The following is an 18,681-nucleotide window of genomic DNA, read 5'->3' as shown; positions in this document are numbered from 1 at the left end:
CGGAAGTCGGATCCCGCTGATCACCTTCCATGGTCGCACCAACGCCCACCACCGTTGTGGGGTTCCCGTACATCGCCCGGACGGACGACACGACCTACTGGGGGGAGTCTTCCAGCAGCGCCTGGCCGACATATCCGCCCGGCCGGACTCCGCCGGGGACGACGAACAAGGACGAGGCCTCGTGGACCAGGTAGCGGCCGAGGGCGTCGCCACGGGCGAGGCGCTGCTGGACGGGGACGAAGCCGGTGCGGGGGTCGGACTGCCAGGCGACGAAGAGCATCCCGGCGTCCGGTGTGCCGTCCGCGCGCAGGCCGTCGTAGTACGACCAGCCGCGGCGCAGCATCGTCGCGCCGCCGTTGGCGCTCGGTGCGGCCAGCCGGATGTGCGCGTTGTACGCGATCACCGGGACGCCGTCCGTGCGGTGGGCCGTGAGATCGGGGGCGGTGTGCTCGCCGCCGCCGGTGAGCGGGGAGCCGTCGGCCGCGCGGCGCCCGACGGCCTGTTCCCGGTGCTCCAGGGGGAGGGTGTCCCAGTGGTCGAGGAGCATCCGGATCCGGCGGACCACCACGTACGAGCCGCCCGCCAGCCACGGCGGCGAACCGGGGGCGGTCACGAGGATCCGGCCCCGCGCGGCTCCGTCGGCGGGGGAGGGGTTGGCGGTGCCGTCGAGCTGTCCCATGAGGTTGCGGTGCGTGGGCGCGGTACGGCCTTGCACGGGCGCGGTGGTGAACCCGGACATCACCCAGCGGGTCTTCGCCTCGCCGTGCGCCAGGCGTTGCACCGTGCGCAGGGCGTGCAGGCCGACGAGCGGGTCGTCCGCGGCGATCTGGACGAACAGGTCGCCGCCGCCGCGGGCCGGGTCGAGCTGGTCGTCGGGGAAGGCGGGCAGCGGTGCGAGTGCCTCGGGGCGGGCCGTGGCCAGGCCCACCCGGTCGAAGAAGCTCGCGCCGAAACCGAAGGTGAGGGTGAGGGAGGCGGGCCCGGATCCCAGCGCGACGCCGGTGTCGGCGGCCCGGGAACCCGGCGGTCCGATCTCCTCGCCGACCGGTTCGCCGCGGGTGAGGCGCTCGGCGGCGGCGCTCCAGCGCAGCAGGAGCGCGGCGGCCCGGCCCCGGTCGGTCCGCGCCCCGAAGTCGAAGGCGGCCAGATGGGCGTGGGTCTGACGGGGGTGCAGGATCCCGGCCTGCTGCGGGCCGTGGAAGGGGACGGCCGCCGCGGCGCCGCCCGGAGCGTCCGGGGACTCGCGCACGGTGGCCGCGACGAGGGCACTGCCGCCCGCCACGGCCCCGAGCCCGGCGGCGCCGAGCAGCGCGCGCCGGGTCACGGACCGCCGGCGGCCGGGCGCTCCGGACGCCTCAGCGGGCACCGTCGACCACCGGATCGACGGTGCCGACCCACAGCTGGTCCAGTTCGGAGACGTAGCGGCCGCCGCGGGTGTCCTGCGGGACGACCAGGCGCGGGCCGGCCGAGTCCTCGAACGCCGTCCCGTCCTCGGAAACGGCCAGCAGGATCTGGGACTTGGCGAAGCCCGGATCGAGTTCGGCCCAGGCGAAGACCGCGCGGTAGTCACCGCCGCCGGTGGCCGAGACGACCCCGCGCAGCTGCCCGTTCTTCTTGCTCTGGTCGAAGCGCGGCTGGGCCGCCTTCAGCACCTCGTGCAGCAGCACGCCCTGGTAGGTGTGCTTCTGGTCCCCCTTGGCGCTGATGAACTCCACCGACACCTCGGCCTGGGGCAGTCCGCGCAGGTCGGCCAGAGTGATCGTGTACGGCTTGTCGACCTCGCCCGCGATCCGCACCTCACCCGGCCTGATCGGAGCCGACGAGGCCTGCGGGGAGGAGGCCGACGCCGGGGCGGACGCCGGGGCGGACGAGGCGGCCGCGTCCTTCGGGTCGTCGGCCGTGCCGCAGGAGGTGATCAGCAGGGCGGTGGCGGCGGCCGCACACACGAGCGCCACACGGCGCGATGCCCGGCCCGCGCGTGTCCGGCGGACTTCGTCCTGCGTCATTCGATCTCCTGGTCGGCTGCTGCCGTCCACCGAGGCCGAGATCGTTCGTTGAACGCATCTGCAAGGGTGAATCGGCATATGGAATGTAATTTGCCGCGTGAAACATACATGAGAACTGTCAAATGCCAACAGCGTCGGAAGGGAATTCCGGCGCGGGATCCGGGTCGCCGTCAGAGCCTCATGTGGCATTGCACAAAGGGGAGTCGAGCCGGCCGCGCGTTTTCGGTCCTGGCTCGGTCGAAGCCACGAAGGCGACGTCCGCGCCGGTGGATTCGTCCGGGAGGGAACGCGGGGACCGCTGCACCCCTCTTGCCTGGTGCGCTACCCGCTGGTAGCGCTCCGGACGTGAGCGTCCGGACGGGGACGGTGCAGAGGGTTCACTGATTCATGGGTCTGACGAGTGGCACGCTCATGGCGAGCGTCGCGGCGTGCACGGCGCTGCTTTTCGCACTGACGGTATGGGCGTGGCCCCGGCTGGGACGGCCGGGCGCCCGGCGGGTGCTGGGGCGCGTCGGGCTGCTCGTGCTCGTGCAGTTGACGGTTCTCGCCTCGGTCGGCGCCGCGGCCAACCGCACCTTCCTCCTCTACGACTCCTGGGCCGACCTCGCCGGTACGAAGCAGCACGCCCCGGCCGCCCCGGGCGGCGCCGCCGTGGAGGTGCTGGGCCGGCAGGCCCCCGAGGTGCCCGGTGGCCGCAACCCGCAGGTGGGTGGGGCGATCGAGAAGGTGACCATCCACGGAGAGCGGTCCCGGGCCGCCGCCGAGGCGTACGTGTACCTGCCGCCGGAGTACTTCGACAAGAGCGACGAGGGGCGGAGGTTCCCGGCCGCCGTGGTCCTCACGGGCTACCCGGGCATGGCCGAGAACCTCATCAAGAAGCTGCACTACCCGAGGCTCGCCTGGAGCCTGGCGAAGCAGAAGCGCATGCAGCCGATGATCCTCGTGATGATGCGGCCCACCATCGCCGGGCCCAACACCCAGTGCGTCGACGTCCCCGGCGGCCCGCAGAGCGAGGCCTTCTTCGGCGCGGACGTCATCAAGGCGGTCTCCGGCACGTACCGCGTGGGCACCTCGCCGAAGAGCTGGGGCATCATCGGCGACTCCACCGGGGGCTACTGCGCCCTGAAGATGGCGGTGCAGCACCCGGAGGCGTACGCGGTCGGCGTGGGTCTGTCGGCGGAGTACAGGCCCGAGATCGACCAGGACTCCGGTGATCTGTTCAAGGGGAACAAGGACGAGGAGAAACGGTCCGACCTGCTGTGGCACCTGGACCACCTGCCGCAGGGGAACTCCTCGTTCCTGGTGACCTCTTCGCTGCGGGGCGAGCCGAACTACGGCGAGACGCAGGAGTTCATCCGCAAGGTGAAGGCGCCCGCGCACGTCTCGTCGATCATCCTCGACAGCGGTGGCCACAGCTTCAACACCTGGCTGCGGGAGATCCCGCCGGCGCTCGTCTGGACGGGCGCACGGCTCTCAGCCGAGTGAGCGCGCGGGTGAGCCGCGTCTCACCTGGCCCCTGCCGCTTGTCTATGCAACGAGTTGCATAGAAGGATCGGGGCATGGCGCTCGACCACGCGATCCTCGTCTCCCTGCTGGAGAAGCCGGGCTCCGGCTATGAGCTGGCCCGCCGGTTCGACCGGTCCATCGGCTACTTCTGGACCGCCACCCACCAGCAGATCTACCGCGTCCTGGGACGTATGGAGGGAAGCGGGCTGCTCGCCGTCCGCGAGGTCCCGCAGCAGGGCCGGCCGGACAAGAAGGAGTACTCCGTCGCCGGCCCCGGCCGCGCCGTCCTCGCCGAGTGGCTGCACGAGCCGATCGAGCCCGAGAGCCTCCGCCACGACCTCGCCGTCAAGATCCGCGGCGCAGCCTTCGACGACCCGGCCGCGCTGATCCACGAGGTCCAGCGGCACCACCGGGCGCACAGCGACCGGCTGGCCCGCTATCTCGCCGGTGAACTGCGCGACTTCACCGGGCCGGACGCCCCCGCACCGCTCGACCCCGGCCAGGAGCTCCAGCACGTCGTGCTGCGGGGCGGCATCGCGTTCGAGCGGATGACGATCGCCTGGCTCGACGACGTCCTCGCCACGCTCCACCGGCTCGGCGGGACCCCGCCGGCCGCCACCGCCTGAACCCCGTCGCGCCGCGGCGCGGCGGCCGCACCGCCCGCGCCCCCGCCGCCGCACCGCCCCCACGCATTCGCCCGGCCTCCCTCCCCTCCTCCAACCCCTCGGAAGGTGAACCTCCATGGCAGACGCCCTGCTCTTCAACCCGCACACGTACGACCCGACGCACTTCGACCCCGAGACCCGCAGGCTGCTGCGCGCCACCGTCGACTGGTTCGAGAGCCGCGGCAAGCGCCGGCTGATCGAGGACTACCGTTCGCGCGCCTGGCTCGCCGACTTCCTCGCCTTCTCCGCGAAGGAGGGCCTCTTCGAGACCTTCCTGACCCCGGCCGCCGCGGCCGGCGAAGGGGAGTCCGACAAGCGCTGGGACACGGCACGGATCGCCGCCCTGAACGAGATCTTCGGCTTCTACGGCCTCGACTACTGGTACGCCTGGCAGGTCACCATCCTCGGTCTCGGCCCGGTCTGGCAGAGCGGCAACGCCGACGCCCGCGAGCGCGCCGCGCAGCTCCTCGCAGAGGGTGAGGTGTTCGCCTTCGGCCTGTCCGAGAAGACCCACGGCGCCGACACATACTCCACCGACATGCTGCTGCAGCCGTACGTCGACGAAGCCGGTGCCGCCGGATTCCGTGCGAGCGGCTCCAAGTACTACATCGGCAACGGCAACGCCGCCGGTCTCGTCTCCGTCTTCGGCCGCCGCACCGACATAGAGGGCCCCGACGGCTACGTCTTCTTCGCAGCCGACAGCCGCCACCCGGCGTACCACCTGGTGAAGAACGTCGTCGACTCCTCCAAGTACGTCAGCGAGTTCCGCCTCGACGACTACCCGGTCCGCGCCGAGGACGTCCTGCACACCGGCAAGGCCGCCTTCGACGCCGCCCTCAACACCGTCAACGTCGGCAAGTTCAACCTCTGCACCGCCTCCATCGGCATCTGCGAGCACGCGATGTACGAGGCCGTCACCCACGCGCACAACCGGGTCCTCTACGGCCGCCCCGTCACCGCCTTCCCGCACGTGCGCCGGGAGCTGGCCGACGCGTACGTCCGCCTGGTCGGGATGAAGCTCTTCAGCGACCGCGCCGTCGACTACTTCCGCACCGCGGGCTCCGACGACCGCCGTTACCTCCTCTTCAACCCGATGACGAAGATGAAGGTGACCACGGAGGGCGAGAGGGTCATCGACCTGATGTGGGACGTCATCGCCGCCAAGGGCTTCGAGAAGGACAACTACTTCGCGCAGGCGGCCGTCGAGATCCGCGGACTGCCCAAGCTGGAGGGCACGGTCCACGTCAACCTCGCGCTGATCCTCAAGTTCATGCGCAACCACCTGCTGAACCCGGCCGAGTACCCGGCCGTACCGACCCGGCTCGACGCGGCCGACGACGCCTTCCTCTTCCAGCAGGGGCCGGCCCGGGGCCTGGGCTCCGTCCAGTTCCACGACTGGCGGACCGCCTACGACGCGTACGCCGACGTGCCGAACGTGGCCCGGTTCCGCGAGCAGGCCGACGCCCTCTGCGCGTTCGTGGCCACCGTCGCCCCGGACGAGGAGCAGAGCCGCGACCTCGACTTCCTCCTCTCCGTGGGCCAGCTGTTCGCGCTGGTCGTGTACGGACAGCTGATCCTGGAGCAGGCCCGCCTGACGGACCTGGACGGGTCGGTGCTCGACGAGCTGTTCTCCGTCCTCGTGCGTGACTTCTCCGGCCACGCGGTCGAGCTGTACGGCAAGGACTCCGCGACGGCGGCCCAGCAGGAGTGGGCGCTGGGCGCGGTCCGGCGTCCGGTCGTCGACGAGGAGCGGGCGGCGCGCGTCTGGGCGCGGGTCGAGGCGCTGTCCGGCACCTACGAGATGGCCCCGTAGGAACGCGGACCCCGGGGACCGGCACGGCCCGTCAGGCCGGAGCCGGTCCCCTTCTCAGGCCTGCGCGGTCGGGCGCACGACGATGTCGCCCACGTCGACACCGTCCGGCTGCTCGACGGCGAAGGCGATGGCGCGGGCCACCGCGTCCGGCGACAGCGCGGTCTCCATCATCCGGTCGATCCGGGCCCGCGCCTGCGGTTCCATGCGCCCGGTGAAGTCCGTACGGACGGCCCCGGGCGAGACGACGGTCACGCGCAGGCTGTCCCCGGCCTCCTGGCGCAGGCCCTCGGAGATCGTGCGCACGGCGTTCTTGGTGCCCGCGTACACCGACTGGAGCGGGACGACGCGCAGACCGGCGGTGGACACGGTGTTGACGAAGTGTCCGCAGCCCTGCTCCCGGAAGACGGGGAGCGCCGCGGCGATCCCGTAGAGGACGCCCTTGAGATTGACGTCGATCATCTCCTCCCAGTCCTCGACGCGCAGTTCGTCGAGCGGGGAGATGAGCCCGACCCCGGCATTGCTGACGAGGACGTCGAGCCTGCCGTAGCGCTCCCGCGCCAGGTCGACGAGGCCGGACACGTCGGCGCGCCGCGTCACGTCCGTACGGATCCAGGCGGCTTCACCGCCGGCCCGCTCGATCCGGGCGGCCAGCGCCTCCAGGCGTTCCGTGCGGCGTGCGCCGAGGACCACCTTCGCGCCCCGCTCGGCGAGCAGCAGTGCGGTCGCCTCGCCGATGCCGCTGCCGGCACCGGTGATGGCCACGGTCTTGCCTTCGATTCCCGGCATGGCGGGAGTCCCTTCGAAAGAGGAATGGGGCAGGCCGATGGCATGCCCTAGAGTGAAAGTGGAGGCGCCGCCACTTCACTCCACACTAAGTGGAGGCTCCTCCACTTAGCAAGCGAGGAGCGAGGGAGCCGCTGATGGCCGCAGACGCAGGACGCCCGCTGAGGGCCGACGCGCAGCGCAACCGGGACAAGATCCTGGCTGCTGCGGTGCGCGTGTTCACCGAGCAGGGGCTGGAGGCGCACTTCGAGCGCATCGCGAAGGAAGCCGGCGTGGGCACCGGCACCCTCTACCGCAACTTCCCCACCCGGGAAGCCCTGATCGAGGCGGCCTACCGCAACGAGGTCGCCCGCCTGTGCGACTCCGTCCCCACCCTCCTGGGGACCATGCCGCCGTACGAGGCCCTGCGCGCCTGGACGCGCCGCTTCATCGACTACGCCACCGCCAAGATGGGCATGGCCGACGCGATGCGAGCCGTCCTCGCGGCGGGGAGCAACCCCTACGCCGACAGCCGCCGGATGATCCAGGACGCCCTCACGTCCCTCATGGAGGCCTGCACCGACGCGGGCGCGATCAGGTCCGACATCAGCTCGACCGACATGTTCGCCGCCCTCGCGGGCATCGCCCTCACCTCGGCCGGCCCCGGGCAACGGGCCCAGGCCGAACGCCTCCTCGACCTCAACCTGGACGGGCTGCGCCTCGGGCACGTCAACGTGGGCGGACACCGGTCCGGCACGGGGTGAGCGGTCGATCCCCTGACGGCGGTCGACCTCGGCCAGGGCTGCGTGCACCCGCGCGTCGCGCACCGCCTGCGGGTTCCAGGGCAACGCCACGGCCCCGCCCGGCGCGAGGTGGTGTCCGCCGTCAGGCGAGCGCGTCCGCCAGCAGCTTCGCGGTTCTGGCGATCAGCGTGTTGTCGCGCGGGGTCGTCGCCTCCGGCATCGTCGAGAGGATGGCCAGGACCACGGGCGGGCGTCCCGGGGGCCACGCGATGCCCACGTTGTTGTTGGTCCCGTACGAACCGGCGCCCGTCTTGTCCGCGACGACCCAGTCCTTCGGCAGGCCGGCCCGGAGGCGATCACCGCTGGTGGTGTTCGAGCGCAGCCACCGGTTCAGCTGCTCCCGGTCCCCGGCGTCCAGCGCGTCGCCGAGCCCGAGGCGGGCGTACGTCCGCCCGATCGCGCGGGGGGTCGTCATGTCCGTCACCCGCCACGGCTCGGCCGTGTTCAGGTCCGGCTCCCACCGGTCGAGCCGGGTCGTACGGTCCCCGAGCGAGCGGCAGAAGCGGGTGATCGTGGTGGGCCCGCCGAGTTCGCGCAGCAGCAGGTTGCCGGCCGCGTTGTCGCTCTGGGCGATGGCGGCGGAGCAGAGTTCCGCCACGGTCAGACCGCCCGCGATGTTCGCGGGCAGCTCCGTGACCGACCCGCCGCCCGCGTCCGTGACGTCCTGGAGCGTGTAGTGGATGCGCTTGCCGAGATGCGCGCCGTCGTGGTCGAGGTCCCGCAGCACGGCAGCCGCCGCAAGCGTCTTGAACAGCGAGCACATGGGGAACGGTTCGTCGGCCCGGTGCACGACGGTCCGGCCGGTGGCGGTGTCCAGCGCGTACACCCCCAGCCGCGCCCCGTACTCGCGCTCGAGCGCACCCAGCCCCGCCACCGGTGACGCTGCACGGGCCGTACCCGCCGGCAGCGCCGCGGCCAGTGCCGCCCCCGCCCCCACGGTCAGCAGTGCGCGTCGCGACGTCCATGCATCCGGGGTCCTCACGTGAGGTTCTCCTCTTCCTGGCCGGTCATGTGCCCCGAAGACGTCAAACGTGATCAATTCGGTTCCGCCCTTGAGGCCGCGGGCTTCTCGAAGGCCGCCGCCCACCAGTACTTCGACGGCCGGGAGGACCTCCTCGCCGACGTTCTCGACGACGTGCTCGACCGCCTGCTCGGTGTGCCCGGGCCCTGGACCGCGGAGCCCGCCGCCATCGGCGTGGCACCCGAGGCCGCGCCTCGCGGTGGGTCCCCTGGAGGTGACGGCGATGTGGCAGCCGGCCGCGCCGGAGCGGGCACGCTCTAGCAGATGAGGGCAGCCCGCCGGGCTGACCGCGGCGCCGCTTTTCGGACGTGTTCGTGACCAAGGCCGAATATCGTTCACAACCCCGGCAAACCACCTGCGGTACAAGATCACTGCATTGAGGTAATGCCAACGGTTTTCAGGCTCAAGGCGGGTGTACCGGCCGTTACTGTTCCCCCGGATCTGGACGGAATTCCCGGATAATCCCCCCTTTTTTCCTCGTTCCTCGGTGACGTGCGCATCCGCCGATCACCACCCTTGCGAAGGAGAGCTCGCCCGATGACCGTTGACACCAGCCCGGAAGCCCAGCTGGAGCCGCCGCGGCAGTCCAGCCTGAGCACGGCGGCTGCCCGCAACCTCGCCAGCACGACCAAGTCCGCCCCGCAGATGCAGGAGATCACCTCCCGCTGGCTGCTGCGGATGCTCCCCTGGGTGGAGACCAAGGGCGGCACCTACCGGGTCAACCGCCGGCTGACGTACACCGTGGGCGACGGCACCATCGAGTTCGTCCAGGACGGCGCGAACGTCCGGGTGATCCCGCGCGAGCTCGGCGAACTGGCCCTGCTGCGCGGCTTCGAGGACGACGACGTGCTGACCGCGATCGCCGGCCGGTGCGTCCAGCGCGACTTCCGGGCCGGTGAGGTGATCGTCGAGCGCGGTGCCCCCGCCGACCAGATCCACCTGATCGCCCACGGCCGCATCAGCCAGACCTCCGTCGGCAAGTACGGCGACGACGTCGCCGTCGCCGTACTCGCCGACGGCGACCGGTTCGGCGAGAACGCCCTGCTGGACGCGGACGCCACCTGGGACTACACGGCCACCGCCGAGACCCCCGGTATCCTGCTCACCCTCTCCCGCGGCGACTTCGCCTCCGTGCTCGCCGCGGCGCCGCAACTCCAGGACCACATCAACCGGTTCAGCTCGCTCCCGCACCAGCGCCAGAACCGGCACGGCGAGGCCGAGATCGCGATGTCCGCCGGCCACACCGGTGAGGCGGACCTGCCCGGCGCCTTCGTCGACTACGAGCTCAAGCCCCGCGAGTACGAACTCTCCATCGCGCAGACCGTGCTGCGGATCCACACCAGGGTCGCCGACCTCTACAACGGGCCGCACAACCAGACCGAGGAACAGCTCAGGCTCACCATCGAGGCGCTGCGCGAGCGCCAGGAGCACGAGCTGATCAACAACCGGGACTTCGGTCTCCTCCACAACGCGGCCTTCAAGCAGCGGATCCAGACCCACTCCGGCCCCCCGACCCCGGACGACCTCGACGAGCTGCTCTGCCGCCGCCGCGGCTCCAAGTTCTTCCTCGCCCACCCCCGGACGATCGCCGCGATCGGGCGCGAGTTCAACGCCCGCGGGCTCTACCCGGACCACGTCGACGTCGGCGGGCAGTCGGTCCCTGCCTGGCGCGGGGTCCCGATCCTGCCCTGCAACAAGATCCCGATCAGCAAGGAGAACACCAGCTCGGTGCTCGTCATGCGAACCGGCGAGGACAACCAGGGTGTCATCGGGCTGCGCCAGACCGGCCTGCCGGAGGAGTACGAGCCGGGCCTCTCGGTGCGCTTCATGGGGATCAGCGAGCAGGCGATCATCTCCTACCTGGTCACCACCTACTTCTCCGCCGCCATCCTGGTGCCCGACGCGCTCGGTGTGCTGGAGAACGTGCAGATCGCCCGCAGGCGGGACTAAGAGGACCTGCCCGACGGCCGTGACAGCCAGGACCTCTGCCTGTCCTGGCCCGCCGAGCATGCCCGGGATCCGGGACAGCCCACTTACCTCTCCAAGGAGTTACGGATGCCCGATCCTGGGCCTTCCCCTCTGCAGTCGAGCCTGCCCGCCGCCGTGGCGTCCTTCGGGGCCCACGTGCTCGCCAGCGCCCTCGCCGCCGGCGTCGAACCCGACGCCGGCGCCGGGCCGGGCGAGCCTCCTCCACCGCCCTCGCCCGCCCTGCCCGTCCCGCCGGCCCTGCCGACGGGGCCGCCGGTCCTGACACCCGTATCCGTACCCGTACCCGACGAGGGGGCGGCCGCAGCCGCCGCGCCGCAGCCGAGTGCCGCCCTCGAACGGATCCTGCGCGGGCCCAGCGGCCTGGGTACGGCGAGCCTGCACTGGGCCCGGAGCGACGCGCCCGCGGCCGCCGCGGCGCCGGACGCACCCGCACCCGCGCCCGTGGCCGGCAACCCGATCCCGGGCCTCTATTACCACCCGGTGCCGGAGCCCGATCCGGTGCGGGTGGAGGAGCTCAGCCGCCGGATCAAGGCCTGGGCACTGGACGAGGTGTCGCTCTACCCGGAGGACTGGGAGGACCAGTTCGACGGCTTCTCCGTCGGGCGCTACATGGTCGCCTGTCATCCGGACGCCCCCAGCATCGACCACCTGATGCTCGCCACCCGGCTGATGGTCGCCGAGAACGCGGTCGACGACTGCTACTGCGAGGACCACGGAGGCTCGCCCGTCGGCCTCGGCGGACGCCTGCTGCTGGCGCACACCGCACTCGACCCCGTCCACACGACGAAGGAGTACGCGCCGGACTGGGAGGCGTCGCTCCTCTCGGACGCTCCGCGGCGCGCCTACCGCTCGGCCATGGAGTACTTCCTCCAGGCCACCACCCCCTCGCAGGCCGACCGGTTCCGGCACGACATGGCCCGGCTGCACATGGGCTATCTCGCCGAGGGGGCCTGGGCGCAGACGGAGTACGTCCCGGAGGTGTGGGAGTACCTGGCGATGCGCCAGTTCAACAACTTCCGCCCCTGCCCCACCATCACCGACTCCGTCGGCGGCTACGAACTGCCGGCGGACCTCCACGCGCAGCCCGCCATGCAACGGGTGATCGCGCTGGCCGGTAACGCCACCACCATCGTCAACGACCTGTACTCCTACACCAAGGAACTGGCCAGTCCCGGACGGCACCTGAACCTGCCGGTGGTGATCGCCGAACGCGAGAGCTGCTCCGACCAGGAGGCCTACCTGAAGGCCGTCGAGGTCCACAACGACCTGATGCGCGACTTCGAGGCCGCAGCCGCCGACCTGGCCGTCACCTGCCCCGTCCCGAGCGTTCAGCGCTTCCTGCGCGGGGTGGCCGTATGGGTCGACGGCAACCACTACTGGCACCAGACCAACACCTATCGCTACAGCCTGCCCGATTTCTGGTAAAGATGGGAATTGTTCATGACTAGCACCGATCTCACCGCCGCCGCCGGTACCACCTCCGTGTTCATCCCCGGCCCGGTGACTCCCTACCAGGGGGACATCGCCCGTTACTGGGACCACGAGGCCAGGCCCGTGAACCTGCGTCTCGGCGATGTCGACGGGCTTTACCACCACCACTACGGCATCGGCGACATCGACCACGCCGCCCTCGGCGACACCGAGGACAGCGCATACGAGAAGAAGCTGATCGCCGAGCTCCACCGCCTGGAGTCGGCCCAGGCCGAACTTCTCCTTGAGCACCTCGGCCCCATCGGGCGCGACGACACCCTCGTCGACGCGGGCTGCGGCCGCGGCGGTTCGATGGTCATGGCCCACCAGCGCTTCGGATGCAAGGTCGAGGGCGTCACCCTGTCCGCGAAGCAGGCCGACTTCGCCAACGGGCGCGCCCAGGAACTGGGCATCGAGGACCACGTCCGGGCCCGTGTCTGCAACATGCTCAGCACCCCGTTCGAGACCGGGCAGGCCGCGGGCTCGTGGAACAACGAGTCGAGCATGTACGTCGACCTGCACGACCTCTTCGCGGAGCACTCGCGCGTCCTCGGGGTCGGCGGCCGGTACGTGACCATCACCGGCTGCTGGAACCCGAAGTACGGCCAGCCCTCGAAGTGGGTCTCCCAGATCAACGCGCACTTCGAGTGCAACATCCACTCCCGCCGCGAGTACCTGCGTGCGATGGCCGACAACCGTCTCGTCCCGCAGGCCGTCATCGACCTGACCCCCGAGACTCTGCCCTACTGGGAGCTGCGGGCCACGTCCTCCCTGGTCACCGGCATCGAAGAGGCGTTCATCGAGTCCTACAAGGACGGCTCCTTCCAGTACGTCCTGATCGCGGCCGACCGCGTCTGACCGCGTCCCACCGAAGGGGCCGGGGCCGTCGTCCGACGGCCCCGGCCCCCGGTCAGTCCACGAGCACTCCGGGGTTGAGGATGCCGTGCGGATCGAGGGCCCCCTTCGCGGCCCTCAGGGCGAGGGCGAACGGTTCCGGGCGCTGGCGGTCGTAGCCGGGGCGGTGGTCCCGGCCGACCGCGTGGTGGTGGGTGATGGTGGCCCGGTGGCGGTGCAGGACCTCGCTCGCGACGGCCTTGAGGTCGTCCCAGACGGCGACCTCGTCACCGGCCCGGCCGGCGGCGAGCACGGTGAAGTAGGGCGCCGCACCGTCCGGATACACGTGCGTCAGACGGCAGTTGACCGTCGCCGGGAATCCGGTGGCCTTGACCGCCGCCTCGCCGACCTCCCTGCGCACCTCCTCGATCAGGCCGGGGATCCGGTCCCAGGTGGCCGCCGTCTCGAAGGTCTCGGCGACCGCGCCCATCCGGGCCAGACCGTCGCGGAGGTAGGGCATCCGCAGGAACGCCGAGCGCCACGCGCTCACGGCCGCGTCGCCGTCCGGGCTCTCCAGCGGGCCGCCGGCCCCGCCCGTCCCCCCGTACCGGCCGCCGTGCGAACGGGCCAGCGCGACGGCCCGTTCGAGCAGGGCGGCCACCGGTTCGTCCGCCGACTCGAACCCCAGGACCAGTACGGAGCTGCCGTCGTGCGCGGCGCCCGACAGCGCCGCCTCGCCGGAGTCCAGCAGGCGGCAGTTGGCGGGGGAGAGGTCGGACTGTGCGAGGGCGCGCACCGCCCCGAGGGCGTTCTGGAAGTCCGTGAACGCGACTGCGGCGGACGCCTTGTGCCGGGGGCGTTCCTGCAGGCGTACCCATGCCTCGGTGATGATGCCGAGAGCCCCTTCGGAGCCCAGGAACAGGCGGTCGGGGGAGGGGCCCGCCCCGGAGGCGGGCAGCCGCCACGAGCTGCTGGTGCCGGCCGGGGTCACGACGCGCAGCGACTGGACGAAGTCGTCGATGTGCGTACGGCCGGTGGCGTAGTGGCCGCCGGCCCGGGTGGCGAGCCAGCCGCCCAGCGTGGAGAACTCGAAGCTCTGCGGGAAGTGCCGCAGGGTGAGGCCGTGGGGCCGCAGCTGGTCCTCCAGGCTCGGCCCGAGCGTGCCGGCCTGGATGCGCGCCGCCCGGCCCCGGGTGTCGACCTCCAGCACGCGGTCCATGGCGGTCAGGTCCAGGGACATGACGGCCCGGTGGGCATCGCCGCGGTACTCGACGCCCCCGGAGACCGAGGAGCCCCCGCCGTACGGGACGACGGCGACCTGCCGTTCACCGGCCCAGTCCAGCAGATCGGCCACACCCTGGTCGTCCGTGGGGCGGGCGACGAGGTCGGGGATGCGGCCGGGGCGTCCGCGCAGGGCGCGCACCACGTCGCGGTAGGCCTTGCCCATGGCGTGCGCGGCGCGGTCCGCGGGATCGGCGCAGACCAGGTGGGCGAGGCTCGGAGGGGGCTCGACTGCGGGGCCGGCGATGGCCAGGTCGTGGACGCGGGGCACGGGCAGCGGGCGGCTGAGGGTACCGGGGAGGAGGGCGCCGATCGCGGTGCACTCCGCGTCGTCGGGATGCGCGTCCGTCCAGCCCCAGCCCCACCAGGACCGGGTGCGGGAGGTGGACTGAGGCGGCTGCGGGGTGGTGCCGGCCATGGCGGCGCTCCAGGGGTCGAGGTAATTTACCTAGCGGTAAATTACCTACTGATAATATCGGCTCATGGCAACCCCTTCCCCGCATTCCTCGAAGGCCGGCACCAAGGGAGTCCCGCGGCAGCACCGCCGCCAACAGATGCTGGAGGCGGCCACGGAGGAGTTCGGTACGCACGGCTACGCGGCCGCGTCGCTCCCCGCGATCGCCGCGCGCGTGGGCGTCACCAAGACGCTGCTGCACCAGTACTTCGGCACCAAGGAGGACCTGTACGTGGCCTGCCTGGTCCCGGTCGGGGACCGGCTGCTGGGCACCGTCCGCGCGGCGATGGGGGAGGGCGGGGCCGCACCGAACACGCCGCTGCGCGTGCTCCACAGCATCTTCACCGCCCTGGAGGGGCAGCGGGAGGCGTGGTTCGTGCTCTACGACACCACCCTGCCGCCCGGCGGCGAGGCCGAGCGCCGGGCTTCGGAGTACTGGGCGGCCGTCGACGGGCTCGCTGCCGGCGGCACCGCGGAACTGCTGCGCTCGGCCGGATCCACCGACCCGCTGGACGCCGACGCGCTCAAGTACGTCTGGCGGGACCTGGTCGCCACCCTCGTCCGCTGGTGGGTCAAGCACCCGGAGCAGACGCCGGAGGCCATGACGCGGCGCTGCGCCCGTCTCTTCGCGGTCGCCGCCACCCTCACCCCCGACGAGCGCCTCGGCTGACCGCGCCGCCGGCGCCGCGCGCGGCGGCCGCGCCGTCCCGACCGGCGGCGCGTTGTCGGTGCCCACCGCTACGGTCGGTCCATGAGAGCTACTGGAACGTTCACCGTCGAAGCGTTCGTCCCGACCGGGCTGAAGCCGGAGCCTGCCGTCCCCACCGGACTCCCCGTCGGTGTCGCGACCATGGAGAAGTCGTTCGAGGGTGAGGTGGCCGGCCGTTCCGCGACCCTGTTCACCGCCGCGTTCGACCAGGGGACCGGCGTCGGCACCTATGTCGCGATGGAGTCCTTCGAGGGCTCGTTGAACGGCCGGGACGGGTCCTTCAACTTCGTGCACTCGGCGACCACGTCCGGCAGCGACCGCACCGCGGAGTTCTTCACCATCGTGCCCTCCAGCGGCACCGGCGCACTGGCGGGAATCGCGGGTGCCGGGGGCATGGCGGTCGATGCGGACGGTACCCACCGGATCTGGTTCGACTACCAGCTCGGCTGAGTGCGTCAGGTGGATGGTGGCCTTCCCGGGCGGGACTACCTGGCGCGCTCCTGCCCGGCCTGCGCCGCCTTCGCGGCCTTGAGCTTGCGCCACACGGTGCCCAGCGCTTCCAGGTCCCGCTCGTCGAGGAGCTCGGTGAAGACCGGGGCCAGGGCTTCGCGCCGGGTGGCGTCCGCCTCGGCGAACACCGTACGGCCCGCCTCGGTGAGGGAGACCTCCACCGACCGGGCGTCGCGCGCCGACGGTGTGCGGGTCACCAGGCCCCGGGTCTGCAGGGCGTCCACGACGCGGGAGACCTGGCTGCGGCTGAGCAGGGTGCTGTTGCCGAGTACGGAGGCGGGCACCGGCTCGGGGCTGGAGGCCAGCCACAGCATGACCTCGAACCAGGACACGGGGAGGTCATGGGCCTTGACCAGGGCCCGGTCGACGCGATCGGTCATGACCGTCCCGGCCCACACCAGCCCGTAGAAGGCGTAGTCGGCCGCCGGCATCTCGGCTTCGGTGAGCTTCTTCGGCATGTCGGCAGTCTAGAGCTTGCGTGTGCACGCACATAATTTTATAGTGTGTGTGCACGCACATAAATCCCCCCTCCGAAAGGCCCTGCCATGTCGACCTCCTCCGCCGCCACCTCCGACCGCACCGTCCTGATCACCGGCACCTCCTCCGGCATCGGCCTGGCCGCCGCGATCGCCGCCGCTCAGGCCGGCTGGCGCACGGTCGCCACCCTGCGCGACACCGGCCGCGCCGACGCCCTGCGCAAGGCCGCCGTCGAGGCGGGCGTCGAGCTCGACATCCGACAGCTCGACGTCGTCGACGAGGCCTCCGTCGCCGCCGCCGTGGACGGCGTCGTCGCCGACTACGGCCGGCTGGACGCCGTCGTCAACAACGCCGGCGCCGGGCACGTGGGCACCCTGGAGCTCGAATCCGTCGCCGACGTCCGTGAGGTCATGGAGGTCAACTTCTTCGGCGTACTGAACGTCTCCAAGGCCGCGCTGCCGCACCTGCGCGCCACCGGCGGCCGCCTGATCACGGTCACCAGCGTCGGCGGCGTCGTCGGCCAGCCCTTCAACGAGGCCTACTGCGCAGCGAAGTTCGCCGTGGAGGGGTACATGGAGAGCCTGGCCCCCGTCGCGGGCGCCGTCGGTGTGAGCGTGTCCGTCATCGAGCCCGGCGCCGTGGCGACGGAGTTCGTGAACAACATCGGCCTCGACCTCGAGGCGCGGATCGCCGCGGCCGGCCCGTACTCCGACGCGCTGCGCCACTACGTCGAGCGGACGGTCGGCCAGTTCCTCAACGGCGCGCAGACCCCGGCCGGCGCGGCCGAGTCCGTCATGGAGGCGCTCACCGCCGACCGGCCCGCCTTCCGTATCCAGACCTCGCAGTGGGCGCGTGACTTCACGGGGACCAAGCTGGCCGACCAGGACGGCTCGGCGGTCGTCGGCATGACCGGAACCTGGGTCGCCTGACCTGTCGTGGGCGTCCCGGCCGAGAGGGGGGGCGGGGCCCCGACCTGTGCTCCGCCCGAAACCGGGTCATGATGACCGGAGGTGGACGAGGTCGCCGCGCGGTCCCCGGGACCGCGCGCGGCGGCCCGCCCGGGTCGGGAGGTGACTCGCAGGCATGGACGAATCGCGCAGGGCCTGGTTCACGATCGGCGTCGTCGTCGCCGTCATCCTCCTGGATCTCCTGGCCATCATCCTGATGAACACCCTCGGCTGAGCCCCGTCCCGGTCAGCCGTACATCGCCAGGCGGTACAGGGCCGCGAGCGCGCCGTCGATGGGATGGGGCTGCGGCACGCCGGAGGGGTCGAGCCTGTTCCACCTCTGCAGGTTCACCGCCACCGCCATCCGCCGCCGGCCGTCGGCGCGGGTCATGGCCAGCGCCCCACCACCCCAGACCGTGCCGCCATGGCCCCAGAAGACGCCCTGACCGGGACCCTCCATCGGGTGCAGGCCGAGGCCGTAGTCGATCGTCCTTCCCTCCTGGGAAACGACCGGGACCGTGCGCTGCATCTGCGCCAGCGACGACGGGCCGACGATCTCCCCGGCGAGCAGTGCGCCGTAGAAACGGTTGAGGTCCGCGACGGTCGATATCAGCGAGGCCGACGGCCCCACCCATGACATGTCGTAGACGCTGTAGTCGCGGGGCGGGTCGATCATGCCGAACCAGGCCTCGTAGAGCTGTGAGTGCGGCCCGTCGACGTACGGTCCGGCGGGGAGTTCGGTGTCCCGGAGCCCGGCGCGCTCGATGACGTTCCGGGTGATGTACCGCTCGGCCGTGGTGCCGGTCACCTGTTCCAGGAGCTGGACGAGGAGCAGGTAGTTGGTGTTGGAGTACACGCCCGGCAGGCCGCCCGGGGTGCCGACGGGCGGTGCGGTGACCCCCATCCCGATGAGTTCGGTGGGGTCGAAACGCGTGAACCGGTGGTCGTCCAGGCTCTGGGGGCCGGTGTCCGCGAGCGCGGGGAACGCCTTGAGGGAGGGGTAGGCGTACGGGAGGTACTCGGCGAGGCCGCTGGTGTGGTTGATGAGCATCCGGACCGTGATCGCGGCACCGCGTTCCCCCGGGACCAGCCCCGGCAGGTAGCGGCCGATCGGTGTGTCGAGACCGATCCGACCACTCTCGACCTGCTGCAGGACCGCGGCGGCGGTGAAGGTCTTGGTGATGCTGCCGACGCGGTGCCGCATGTCGGCGGTGACGGGACGGCCGGTGGTGACATCGGCGACCCCCGCGGCGCCGCGCCAGACCCGGTCGCCGTCCCGCACCTCGGCGAACAGGCCCGGCATCCCGGCGCGGTGGACGTTTTCGATGGCCGCGTCCAGCGCCGCGCCATCCAGTGGGTTCTTCACGTCATGCGTCCTTTCGTGTTCCCCGGGGGTGAGCTCCGCATCGCCCGCCCGACCCGGACCAACAGGGC

At 71.7% G+C, this 18,681-nt stretch carries 18 protein-coding genes; 11 read left to right on the top strand and 7 right to left on the bottom strand.

Annotated elements, in window-relative coordinates; genetic code table 11:
• Window positions 1-94 precede the first annotated feature (94 nt).
• Together efeB and KO717_RS02505 are read right to left on the bottom strand one after the other, a co-directional pair.
• On the bottom strand, window positions 95-1,366 hold the full coding sequence (gene efeB / locus KO717_RS02510; RefSeq protein ID WP_301364134.1) for an iron uptake transporter deferrochelatase/peroxidase subunit: 1,272 nt from the start codon (window positions 1,364-1,366) through the stop codon (window positions 95-97).
• Window positions 1,356-2,006 carry a molybdopterin-dependent oxidoreductase gene (locus KO717_RS02505; RefSeq protein WP_301364133.1) on the bottom strand — a complete coding sequence of 217 codons (651 nt, stop codon included), beginning with the start codon at window positions 2,004-2,006 and terminating at the stop codon, window positions 1,356-1,358. Before KO717_RS02505 ends, efeB begins: the two co-directional genes overlap by 11 nt.
• 387 nt (window positions 2,007-2,393) lie before the next feature.
• On the opposite strand from KO717_RS02505, the gene KO717_RS02500 reads away from it, so the two are divergent.
• The 3 genes from KO717_RS02500 (at window position 2,394) to KO717_RS02490 (ending at window position 5,990) form a co-directional block, all read left to right on the top strand.
• Window positions 2,394-3,491 carry an alpha/beta hydrolase gene (locus KO717_RS02500; protein WP_301364132.1) on the top strand — a complete coding sequence of 366 codons (1,098 nt, stop codon included), beginning with the start codon at window positions 2,394-2,396 and terminating at the stop codon, window positions 3,489-3,491.
• A gap of 74 nt (window positions 3,492-3,565) precedes the next feature.
• On the top strand, window positions 3,566-4,138 hold the full coding sequence (locus KO717_RS02495; RefSeq protein ID WP_301364131.1) for a PadR family transcriptional regulator: 573 nt from the start codon (window positions 3,566-3,568) through the stop codon (window positions 4,136-4,138).
• A gap of 115 nt (window positions 4,139-4,253) precedes the next feature.
• Complete coding sequence (locus KO717_RS02490; RefSeq protein WP_301364130.1) at window positions 4,254-5,990, top strand: acyl-CoA dehydrogenase family protein; 1,737 nt, start codon at window positions 4,254-4,256, stop codon at window positions 5,988-5,990.
• Between the two features lie 54 nt (window positions 5,991-6,044).
• On the opposite strand, the gene KO717_RS02485 is transcribed toward KO717_RS02490, so the two are convergent.
• On the bottom strand, window positions 6,045-6,776 hold the full coding sequence (locus KO717_RS02485) for an SDR family oxidoreductase (protein ID WP_301364129.1): 732 nt from the start codon (window positions 6,774-6,776) through the stop codon (window positions 6,045-6,047).
• Between the two features lie 134 nt (window positions 6,777-6,910).
• Here KO717_RS02485 and KO717_RS02480 point away from each other — a divergent pair, with 134 nt between their 5' ends.
• The gene (locus tag KO717_RS02480) at window positions 6,911-7,516 is read left to right on the top strand and encodes a TetR/AcrR family transcriptional regulator (RefSeq protein WP_301364128.1); all 606 of its coding nucleotides are present in this window, start codon (window positions 6,911-6,913) and stop codon (window positions 7,514-7,516) included.
• Between the two features lie 121 nt (window positions 7,517-7,637).
• Here KO717_RS02480 and bla read toward each other — a convergent pair whose 3' ends face one another.
• The gene (gene bla / locus KO717_RS02475) at window positions 7,638-8,537 is read right to left on the bottom strand and encodes a class A beta-lactamase (protein ID WP_301364126.1); all 900 of its coding nucleotides are present in this window, start codon (window positions 8,535-8,537) and stop codon (window positions 7,638-7,640) included.
• Between bla and KO717_RS02470 the strand changes: the two genes are divergently transcribed.
• The 4 genes from KO717_RS02470 (at window position 8,538) to KO717_RS02455 (ending at window position 12,893) form a co-directional block, all read left to right on the top strand.
• A complete protein-coding gene (locus KO717_RS02470) occupies window positions 8,538-8,837 on the top strand; it encodes a TetR/AcrR family transcriptional regulator (RefSeq protein WP_301364125.1) in 300 nt (99 codons plus the stop codon).
• 276 nt (window positions 8,838-9,113) lie between these two features.
• Window positions 9,114-10,526, top strand: coding sequence for a family 2B encapsulin nanocompartment shell protein (locus tag KO717_RS02465; RefSeq protein ID WP_301364123.1), 1,413 nt, complete (start codon window positions 9,114-9,116; stop codon window positions 10,524-10,526).
• Between the two features lie 105 nt (window positions 10,527-10,631).
• The gene (locus KO717_RS02460) at window positions 10,632-11,990 is read left to right on the top strand and encodes a family 2 encapsulin nanocompartment cargo protein terpene cyclase (protein ID WP_301364121.1); all 1,359 of its coding nucleotides are present in this window, start codon (window positions 10,632-10,634) and stop codon (window positions 11,988-11,990) included.
• A 15-nt stretch (window positions 11,991-12,005) separates the two neighbouring features.
• Window positions 12,006-12,893, top strand: a complete 888-nt coding sequence (locus KO717_RS02455; RefSeq protein ID WP_301364120.1) for a geranyl diphosphate 2-C-methyltransferase — start codon at window positions 12,006-12,008, stop codon at window positions 12,891-12,893.
• Between the two features lie 52 nt (window positions 12,894-12,945).
• Here the strand turns inward: KO717_RS02455 and KO717_RS02450 are convergent, their stop codons facing one another.
• Complete coding sequence (locus tag KO717_RS02450; protein ID WP_301364118.1) at window positions 12,946-14,568, bottom strand: FAD-binding oxidoreductase; 1,623 nt, start codon at window positions 14,566-14,568, stop codon at window positions 12,946-12,948.
• Window positions 14,569-14,632: 64 nt separating this feature from the next.
• Here KO717_RS02450 and KO717_RS02445 point away from each other — a divergent pair, with 64 nt between their 5' ends.
• Window positions 14,633-15,274, top strand: coding sequence for a TetR/AcrR family transcriptional regulator (locus KO717_RS02445; protein ID WP_301364116.1), 642 nt, complete (start codon window positions 14,633-14,635; stop codon window positions 15,272-15,274).
• 81 nt (window positions 15,275-15,355) lie between these two features.
• Complete coding sequence (locus KO717_RS02440; protein ID WP_301364115.1) at window positions 15,356-15,763, top strand: DUF3224 domain-containing protein; 408 nt, start codon at window positions 15,356-15,358, stop codon at window positions 15,761-15,763.
• Between the two features lie 35 nt (window positions 15,764-15,798).
• On the opposite strand, the gene KO717_RS02435 is transcribed toward KO717_RS02440, so the two are convergent.
• Window positions 15,799-16,281 carry a MarR family winged helix-turn-helix transcriptional regulator gene (locus KO717_RS02435; protein ID WP_301364114.1) on the bottom strand — a complete coding sequence of 161 codons (483 nt, stop codon included), beginning with the start codon at window positions 16,279-16,281 and terminating at the stop codon, window positions 15,799-15,801.
• A gap of 87 nt (window positions 16,282-16,368) precedes the next feature.
• Between KO717_RS02435 and KO717_RS02430 the strand changes: the two genes are divergently transcribed.
• Window positions 16,369-17,229: an SDR family NAD(P)-dependent oxidoreductase gene (locus KO717_RS02430; protein WP_301364113.1), complete on the top strand. Its 861-nt coding sequence runs from the start codon at window positions 16,369-16,371 to the stop codon at window positions 17,227-17,229.
• 265 nt (window positions 17,230-17,494) lie between these two features.
• Here the strand turns inward: KO717_RS02430 and KO717_RS02425 are convergent, their stop codons facing one another.
• On the bottom strand, window positions 17,495-18,613 hold the full coding sequence (locus KO717_RS02425) for a serine hydrolase domain-containing protein (protein ID WP_301364112.1): 1,119 nt from the start codon (window positions 18,611-18,613) through the stop codon (window positions 17,495-17,497).
• Window positions 18,614-18,681: the final 68 nt, after the last annotated feature.

The sequence above is a fragment of the Streptomyces xanthophaeus genome (assembly GCF_030440515.1).
Classification (GTDB): Bacteria; Actinomycetota; Actinomycetes; order Streptomycetales; family Streptomycetaceae; genus Streptomyces; species Streptomyces kutzneri.
The sequence above is the reverse complement of the archived record's forward strand: the minus strand, read 5'-3'. Positions and strand labels throughout refer to the sequence as shown.

Bases quoted from the DNA above. Each gene is read 5' to 3' on its own strand.
- KO717_RS02505 (WP_301364133.1), bottom strand. From the start codon at position 2,006: ATGACGCAGGACGAAGTCCGCCGGACACGCGCGGGCCGGGCATCGCGC.
- KO717_RS02430 (WP_301364113.1), top strand. From the start codon at position 16,369: ATGTCGACCTCCTCCGCCGCCACCTCCGACCGCACCGTCCTGATCACC.
- KO717_RS02480 (WP_301364128.1), top strand. From the start codon at position 6,911: ATGGCCGCAGACGCAGGACGCCCGCTGAGGGCCGACGCGCAGCGCAAC.
- KO717_RS02440 (WP_301364115.1), top strand. From the start codon at position 15,356: ATGAGAGCTACTGGAACGTTCACCGTCGAAGCGTTCGTCCCGACCGGG.
- KO717_RS02455 (WP_301364120.1), top strand. From the start codon at position 12,006: ATGACTAGCACCGATCTCACCGCCGCCGCCGGTACCACCTCCGTGTTC.
- KO717_RS02500 (WP_301364132.1), top strand. From the start codon at position 2,394: ATGGGTCTGACGAGTGGCACGCTCATGGCGAGCGTCGCGGCGTGCACG.
- KO717_RS02485 (WP_301364129.1), bottom strand. From the start codon at position 6,776: ATGCCGGGAATCGAAGGCAAGACCGTGGCCATCACCGGTGCCGGCAGC.
- KO717_RS02465 (WP_301364123.1), top strand. From the start codon at position 9,114: ATGACCGTTGACACCAGCCCGGAAGCCCAGCTGGAGCCGCCGCGGCAG.
- KO717_RS02490 (WP_301364130.1), top strand. From the start codon at position 4,254: ATGGCAGACGCCCTGCTCTTCAACCCGCACACGTACGACCCGACGCAC.
- KO717_RS02435 (WP_301364114.1), bottom strand. From the start codon at position 16,281: ATGCCGAAGAAGCTCACCGAAGCCGAGATGCCGGCGGCCGACTACGCC.
- KO717_RS02460 (WP_301364121.1), top strand. From the start codon at position 10,632: ATGCCCGATCCTGGGCCTTCCCCTCTGCAGTCGAGCCTGCCCGCCGCC.
- KO717_RS02445 (WP_301364116.1), top strand. From the start codon at position 14,633: ATGGCAACCCCTTCCCCGCATTCCTCGAAGGCCGGCACCAAGGGAGTC.
- KO717_RS02495 (WP_301364131.1), top strand. From the start codon at position 3,566: ATGGCGCTCGACCACGCGATCCTCGTCTCCCTGCTGGAGAAGCCGGGC.
- KO717_RS02450 (WP_301364118.1), bottom strand. From the start codon at position 14,568: ATGGCCGGCACCACCCCGCAGCCGCCTCAGTCCACCTCCCGCACCCGG.